Raw genomic sequence first — 6,230 nt, 5'->3', positions numbered from 1 at the left:
GTATCGGTCCCTGCGTTTTCATCCACGGTCAATGCAGTTTCACTTACGGTGAAATTCGCTGTATCATTATCGGTAAGGGTAATGGCCACGGTCTTGTCCGCAAGGGCATCAAAAGTATCATCCGAAGCAGCATCGTTCACGGAAATGGTGATAGTGGCGGAGTCGTTGCGGTCAATATCATCATCAACCCCCGTCACGGTAACGGTCTGGGGGGTGTCCCAATCAGCAGATGTAAAGGTCAACTGAGCCTTGTCCACGGTGGCCTCATCGGTGTCGTCACTGGAGATATTGAACACCACATCGCTTGTAGGTTCTGTATCGAGTACTACGGTGAAGATATCGGCTCCTGCGTTTTCATCTAAGGTCAAAGTGGTTTCACTTACCGTAAAATTAGCTGTATCGTCATCGGTAAGGGTGATGGCCACGGTCTTGTCCGCAAGGGCATCGAACGAGTCATCCGAAGCGGCATCGTTCACAGCAATGGTAATGGTTGCCGAATCGTTGCGGTCAATATCATCATTCACCCCGGTCACGGTCACGGTCTGGGGCGTGTCCCAATCCGCAGATGTGAAGGTCAGTTGTGACTTGTCCACGGTGGCCTCATCGGTGTCGTCACTGGTAATATCCAGAACTACATCAGTAGCTGGTTTAACATCCAAAACAACAATGAACGTACTCGAACCAGCATTTTCATCAAAAGTCAAAGACGTTTGGTCGATTGTAAAATCGGGGGTGGGACTTGCAAAGGTTACATAATCTCCATCACTAGGATTTATGGAAGCCCAATAGTAGGTTCCGTCATCGTTCAATTCCACCAAAGTATCCGTTGTATCAAAGGTTTCATCCCCTGAAACCACAATATTGGGAATACCCGCAGGAAAGGTAATGGCAGATTTGGGTATGGCTATGAACACTGCATTCACCGTACCGGTCTCCTCTACCTTCCAAACACGGTTCAAGCGATTATTGGTCCCTCCATCAAAACTGGAAGTGAATGAGTTTTGGGAAGCATTATTATGGCCCATGATCATAAAGTTGCCTTCACTAAGTGCCGTTCTGCTCCCATTTACATTTGAATTTGTAAAATCTTGCGTAGTGGCCAATATGGGGCCGTTTTCATTATGTACAGATTGTGATATTTTTTGATTCAAACCAGATGCGTCATCTTGACCAATACCAAAAATATCCGTGTTGTAACTGGCATTGACCGTTCCATCCCAAACAACCGTTCCATCCGTTGCCACATAATCCGTTGCTATGCTTTGGTCAAGAGTAATACCATATTTTAGAGCCAAATAACTATCCACTTGTTGTTGTTCAGCGGCTGAGGGATAAGTATCATAGACCATTACCTCTGCAATATGTCCTGTCCAGAACTCTCCTGGCGAGAATTCGACATCCGCCCCAATCCGAAGAAAGAAATTGACCGTACTCCAAGTTGGGGGTGTCCCATCGTTATCCGTGACCAGGGTGGTTCCGTTGGCCTGCAGATAGGTTGAGGAGGCACCATCAAAAGCGCCTCCAATAATGTTGGGATGGTCTTGTGTCCAAAAATTAGTGCTTGTTATATCGTTTACTGGTTCCCAAGAACTATATATCAGTCCATTGCTGTTTACCGAACCTGCTATCAAGTGGGCTTCGTTCTGTGTGGCACCTCCATGTGCAAAGGGTACATGGTTCCCTGTAAAGGCAGCTGTGGTTGTTGCGACCACCCGCATAAAACGGGCGCTATTTCCACTGGGAAGCCCCGAAGTGCCCGAACCTTCCATAAAGGTACCATTGCTCCCATCAAAGGTGGCCTGGGGGTTAAAGTTCAAGGTGGCTTCACTAAATATGGGACGTTTACCTGAATCACTCTGTATGAAATCGTTTCCATTCATACTAAAATCACTCCATTGGTAAATGGGATCGGCATTTGTGGCCGAAGTGGTCCCGGCATCCGAGTAGACTTGTCCATCCGCTTTCCACCACCCTTGTAGATTGGTGGCTAGTCCTCCAGGACCGGTTTGAATGGCCAAGGCAATGTAAACCGGTGTGGTAATATCTAAATTCAAGGAAGTATCCGTACCCAGGGTAATATCTGAGAATTTGACTTTGCCCGCATTGACCGTACCTCCTGCCATGGGTTCTGCATTTGAGAAGTCTCCATCCCCGTCTACCAAAATGGCAAAGGATTCTTCAGCCAAATGGCTCCATATGGACGGAATGTCAAACTCAAAGTCCAAGGCCTGGTCCCCCAAAGCTTCATTTCCAAATTCTTGGAGCATCCAAACCTTGTCCAACCTTTTCAAGTTGGTATCGGTTGGTGCATTATCGTTGGTGGTCTCGCTACCATTGTTGTCTGAAAACGCAATGTAGTTTCTGTTCACGGTATTGTCGGCATCATCAACCGTTAAGGTCATTCCATTGCTTGTGGCCGTATTTCTTTTATCTTCGGTTCCCCCGCAAATGTCTTCTTTGAGCCCGATTCCTACCACGGCATTGTTGAAGTTGGTATCGGTGTCGGTATCAAACAAAGCCCCAAATGAAGATGAAAAGTCCTTTCCATACTTGTTGCCCAAATATTTGTTTACCTCATCCAATTCGCAATCACTCAATCGTCTGTCGTAAATAATGACCTCGGTTATGCGGGAGTCGTTGAACCTATTGTTGTTTCGGTTCTTGTTGATTTTATAGCTGGTAAAACTGCGTCCTACATTGGTAAAAGAGGCATCAGAATCTGTGCGGACACCATCTACCAAGGCCTCGACTCCACTCAAACTGCTCGCGCGTAGGGAGTACAGTTTAAGCTCGTTTTGCTTTTCGGTCTCAAAATCCAGATACTTCACATCGGGAGTTCCATTGTTCGACTTAAAAACAAAATCGTTACCGGTCGCTGCGGAAACACTGATTTGAAAGTGGTTGTCATCCGCAAAGGTGTTCCCATTGGAAAAGAAGGCATCATCCACTCCCCCATCCTGTAATTGTTCAAAAACAATGAAGACCGAATAATCACTGGTCCATTGCTCCCCATTGCCCGAATCCGTAACGGGCAGGTCTATCATCAAGTGATCGGACGTTGATTTGCTGAACTCCAGGGTGGGCAGGTTGTTATTGGTTGTCCCACCATCCGAAACGTATTCCGGAAAAGCGCTGTTTACCGTGTTGTCCACATTGGAATGGTAGCTTGATTTATCCAGCCACAACTGGATTTCCGTGCCGGAATAGTCGGTGCCCGGATTGTTGGTTTCCAGTTCAGAAATGCTCTGGCCCGCCACCACGGTCGGTGTGGTATACAAGGTGGATTTATCCGTGGCATCCAACCAAAGCCTTAAATTGGCATTGAGATCGGTGATTAGCGTACTGGGCCCAGAATCATCATTTACCGTTCCATTGGGGTCGGTTTGTGCAAAAAGGCCTAGGGAACCTAGTGTCCAAAAAGCCAAAAAAAGTAATATGGGTTTGATTGCTTTAAAGGTTGGTTGAGGTTGGTTTTTCATGATATCGACCAAGGTATCTGGTTGTTTTTTGAAGGTCGAATATGAAGATTTTCATATATATATTCTTACAAAATGTTGTGTATTAGACTAATCCAGTGTATGAAATTGTTGATTAAAGTAGGGTGTCATCGATGAAATGCATGTTTTTTTATGATTTACAACAAACTAGCAAACAGAGTCATGGGCTTTCCTAGGGTAATGCCCATATAAAATGTTAGGACTGATCCGCATCATGTATCCGAAAGAGAAATCGGCTTATTTTCACCTACAATATCCTATTTTCGTGAAGTACCATTTGCCTTGCCCATAAAAATGGGTCCGCAAGCACTCTATATTTGAAATAGTTTGGAGATTTTTGATAATACCATGGTAGTGACCATACTCATAACTGTCTACATGGTCATTGGACTAGTAATTGTAGTGAGCCTGCTTCTCAATGGGGTGCGCCCCAGCAAAACATTGGCTTGGCTCTTGGCCATCTTCACCATACCGGTTGGAGGGGTGTTACTCTATCTTTTACTGGGTAGAAATCGAAGAAAAAGTAAGTTGTTCTCCCAAAATAATCATGCTGAAGCCAGAAAGCATCTTCAAGAGGGTACTGACAAGGTCAATATCTCCGAATACAACAGAAAAATCTCCAAACTCATCTACAGGACTTCAAAGTGCCCAGTTACCGACCATAATGAGCTTACCCTCCTAAAAGATGGCAAGAACACCTTTGAAAGCATTTTTGAGACCTTGGAAAGTGCCAAGGAGCATATCCATTTGCAATATTACATCTATGAGGATGGAATCTTGGCGGAAAAGCTACTGGAAATATTTGAACGAAAAGTAGCGGAAAACGTTACTGTGAGGGTCCTGTACGATGGTATCGGAAGTTACTCCTTGAGCAAACAATATCTCAACAGACTTCGAAAATGCAAGGTCGAGGTCGCTCAGTTTCTCCCGTTCCGATTTGGCAAATTTCTGTCCTCCTTGAACTATAGAAACCATAGGAAAATCATTGTTATTGATAACAAGGTTGGCTTTACCGGGGGTATCAACATTTCGGACAAATATCTTAAGGGAGACCCCCAATTGGGCAAATGGCATGATACACATTTAAGAATCGAGGGGGAGGCCGTGGATTATTTGAACGGGCTTTTTATCTCTGATTGGTATTTGGCCAGCAATAAAAAAGTGGATACCTCATCATATACCATCCACAAAACGAAGAAAAAGGGATCCTCCATGCAAATAGTTCCAAGCGGACCGGATGATGATTTCGCGGCTATAGAGCAAGCGTATTTCTCCATCATGAACAATGCTGAGAACTATGTCTATATCATAAACCCTTATGTAATCCCTAATCATGCCATCCTCCAAAGCATGCAAACCGCTGCCTTAAGCGGGGTCGATGTAAGACTGTTGATGTCCTCCACTACTGACATGAAATTGGTGGATTGGTGCGTCCGCTCCTACTTTGAATCATATCTAAAGTCTGGCATCAAGGTATATCTGCATCCGGATGGTTTCCTTCATAGCAAGGTCATGCTCTGCGATGACAAAATTGCAAGTATAGGAACCGCCAACTTGGACAACCGTAGCTTACAGCAAAACTACGAGGCCAATGCCATTGTCTATGACGCTGCACTATGCCAGCAGATGAAAGACGATTTTCTCAAGGATTGCTCCAAATCAATCATGCTGGACGATTATCAAGCTTTCCGCAATCGTCCTTGGATCAATAAATTGATAGAGGGCATGGCCAAACTCTTGAGTCCTATTTTATAGTTAAAATAGATTCGAACAATAAATCAGACTCCCGGCTGTCTAGTTCAAAAGTCTTTTCTGTTTCTTCTTTTTGATAACCTTGGATACCATGGTAAAAATCTTGTTCTTGGATTCGCGGTATTTTGAGAAATAGTCCGCCATTTCCTTGACCAACTCCGAGTGCGTATCCAAATACGCGTTTTCCATTTTACTTTGGTCCACATCATCCACCATGATCTGCAACTGATTCTCATGCAACTGCACTTTTTTGAATAGCTGCACAAGATCGGATTCCAACTTGTCCAAAGATGTAACAACAGGTTGTACGGTATTGAACATATCGGAATCCAAAATATCCATGGTATAATCCTTAATCATATGGTTCAAGAATTTTTGTTCGTCCCTGGCAAATTTCAGCTCAGAACACCACTTCTTGGATTCTTGGTGCAGTTCCTCTGCACTGAACCACTCCCTAAAGGTTCCTTTACTGGTTTTGGATTTCATAGCTTTTGTTTTCCGTATCAAACAGTTTATGCTTGACTCATTATTTCATCGTGTTTTGTAGTAACAACCCATGCTTTGGATTGCAATCATCAATCTACGGGCTTTCTTCTTTTCAATACCAATCCCGCATAATCGTATACCTCGGCCTTGATTTTTTGGTAGTCTCCAAAATACTGTCCAACCTCGTTTCGTAACCGTTCATGCTTCTTACAGTAGCCCTTGTCATCCATCTTGGAATCACACTCCAAAATGCCTCCTAAATGTCTTTCTTGCTCCAGAATCCTTTTTTGAAGCTGCTGCTTTTTTTTCTTTGATTTTGAGAACTCTTGCTTGAACTGTTCCAAGCGTTCAAACAAATTTGGTGTGGTAGGCTCAAAAATATAGGAGTTCAGCAATTTTTCAATAAAGGATACCTCATCATCAATGAACTGGAAATAAGATTTCCATCTTTGAAGCTCATAACGAAAGTCTTCCATTTTATTTTCGCTGCCCATG

General features: G+C 43.9%; 4 protein-coding genes. 1 reads left to right on the top strand and 3 read right to left on the bottom strand.

What is annotated here, in order from left to right; translation table 11 throughout:
* The coding region (locus DN53_RS17780; RefSeq protein WP_207211147.1) for a DUF8202 domain-containing protein at nucleotides 1-3,425 on the bottom strand (3,425 nt) is incomplete at its 3' end.
* Between the two features lie 450 nt (nucleotides 3,426-3,875).
* On the opposite strand from DN53_RS17780, the gene cls reads away from it, so the two are divergent.
* Complete coding sequence (gene cls, locus DN53_RS17775; RefSeq protein WP_242502247.1) at nucleotides 3,876-5,252, top strand: cardiolipin synthase; 1,377 nt, start codon at nucleotides 3,876-3,878, stop codon at nucleotides 5,250-5,252.
* Between the two features lie 39 nt (nucleotides 5,253-5,291).
* Here the strand turns inward: cls and DN53_RS17770 are convergent, their stop codons facing one another.
* Together DN53_RS17770 and DN53_RS17765 are read right to left on the bottom strand one after the other, a co-directional pair.
* On the bottom strand, nucleotides 5,292-5,735 hold the full coding sequence (locus DN53_RS17770; protein ID WP_129656260.1) for a hypothetical protein: 444 nt from the start codon (nucleotides 5,733-5,735) through the stop codon (nucleotides 5,292-5,294).
* A gap of 89 nt (nucleotides 5,736-5,824) precedes the next feature.
* Complete coding sequence (locus tag DN53_RS17765; RefSeq protein ID WP_129656259.1) at nucleotides 5,825-6,229, bottom strand: hypothetical protein; 405 nt, start codon at nucleotides 6,227-6,229, stop codon at nucleotides 5,825-5,827.
* Nucleotide 6,230: the final 1 nt, after the last annotated feature.

The organism is Flagellimonas olearia (genome assembly GCF_004150225.1).
GTDB lineage: Bacteria > Bacteroidota > Bacteroidia > Flavobacteriales > Flavobacteriaceae > Flagellimonas > Flagellimonas olearia.
This window is presented reverse-complemented; position numbering and strand designations above follow the sequence as displayed.